The organism is Dolichospermum sp. LEGE 00246 (assembly GCF_015207865.1).
In the GTDB taxonomy this organism is placed as follows: Bacteria; Cyanobacteriota; Cyanobacteriia; order Cyanobacteriales; family Nostocaceae; genus Dolichospermum; species Dolichospermum heterosporum.
The window spans coordinates 1-1,594 of record NZ_JADEWA010000718.1; the positions used below are offsets into that span (position 1 = coordinate 1).

2 protein-coding genes are annotated in these 1,594 nt (G+C 39.6%); both read right to left on the reverse strand.

Annotation, left to right across the window (positions count from 1 at the left end; all coding sequences use genetic code 11):
- On the reverse strand, nucleotides 1-709 hold a 709-nt coding region (locus IQ228_RS25880), incomplete at its 3' end, for an FAD-binding protein (protein WP_193964985.1).
- A 112-nt stretch (nucleotides 710-821) separates the two neighbouring features.
- Nucleotides 822-1,594 (reverse strand): sulfonate ABC transporter substrate-binding protein (locus tag IQ228_RS25885; protein ID WP_193964986.1); only part of this gene is annotated, 773 nt, incomplete at its 5' end.

Below are 1,594 nucleotides of genomic sequence, written 5' to 3' on the forward strand. Positions count from 1 at the left end.
TGCTTAATTCTGCTCCTGCATGATAAGCCATTGAATAACCATCTCCGGCATTTGTGGGATTTTCATAAGTTCCATAAAGATAGCCAGATGCAGGTAAACCCAAACGTCCACAAGCACCTGTAGAAAGAATAACTGCTTTGGCTTGAATAACTACAAAATCACCACCGCGCACATCAAATCCAACTGCGCCAATGGCTCTACTATCTTTTACTAGTATTCTAGTTGCCATAACGCGATTTGTAACTTTCACTTTATGGCGTTTAACTTGACGGGTAAGAATGGTTTTTAAGTCTTTACCTTCTGGCATGGGTAAGACATATTTACCTACCCGATGCACTTGTTTAACGTCATAATTTCCTTGGGGATCTTTTTGGAATTTAACGCCCCAACTTTCTAATTCTTGAATGGTTTCAAAACCTAATTTACCTGTTTGATAAACGGCTTTTTGGTGCAGAATACCATCATTAGAAATTGTGATTTCGCGGACGTATTGTTCTGGAGTAGAATTGCCAGGAATGACGGCTGTATTAACTCCATCCATTCCCATAGCGATCGCCCCACTCCGGCGTATATTTGCTTTCTCTAAAATTAACACCTCAGCATCAGGATTTGCCTGTTTGGCTTTAATTCCTGCCATTGTCCCTGCTGTACCACCCCCAATTACTAAAACATCGGTTTTTAGCCACTGTGTATTGATGTTTGTTACCATATAAAACTCTTTCAAGAATTTAAATTTTTTCTCACGCAGAGAAAGTCAACGAAGATTTCTAGAAATAATTGATAATTAGCAATTTTCTTATTGCCAATTACCAATTACTAAATTATTTCTTACCTTGCCAAACTATTTCTTTGACCTTGATTTCTTTAGGAATCAAGTTAATTTTATAGAAAGTATCAGCAATTTCTTGTTGTTTGGCAATTACATCATTGGTTAATGGCAGAACGCCATACTTGCGTCTTTTTTCTGCTACCTCTAACACAGCCGCATCTATACCCAATACAGGAGAAAGTAACTTTGCCACATCTTTAGGATTACCCTTTGCCCAATCACTGACTTTACTTACCCCAGCCAAAACTGTTTTTAAACCTGCTGGATTTTTCTGGGCAAAGGATTTAGCAGCCAAATAATAACCTCGATTGGGAGCTAGTCCAGTGGCATCGGTAAGAATACGTGCGCCTGTGGCTTTTTGAGCAGCAGCTAAATAAGGGTCCCAAACTGCCCAAGCATCAACATTTTTCCCTTCAAAAGCAGCACGGCCATCAGCAGGTGCGAGGAAAGTTGGCTTAATATCAGTGTATTTTAATCCGGCTTTTTGCAGTGCTTTGACTATCAAATAGTTAGTATTTGATCCTTTCGCAAAAGCCACTTTTTTGCCTTTGAGGTCAGCTACACTTTTAATTGGTGAGTCCTTATGAACAAGAATTGCTTCCGATTTAGTACCATAAGGATCATAGGCAACATAAACTAGAGGAACTCCAGCCGCTTGAGCAAATACAGGAGGTGCTTCTCCTGTGTAGCCAAAATCAATACTACCAACGTTTAAAGCTTCTAGCATTGGTGGTCCAGCAGGAAATTCAGTCCAAGTAACAGAAG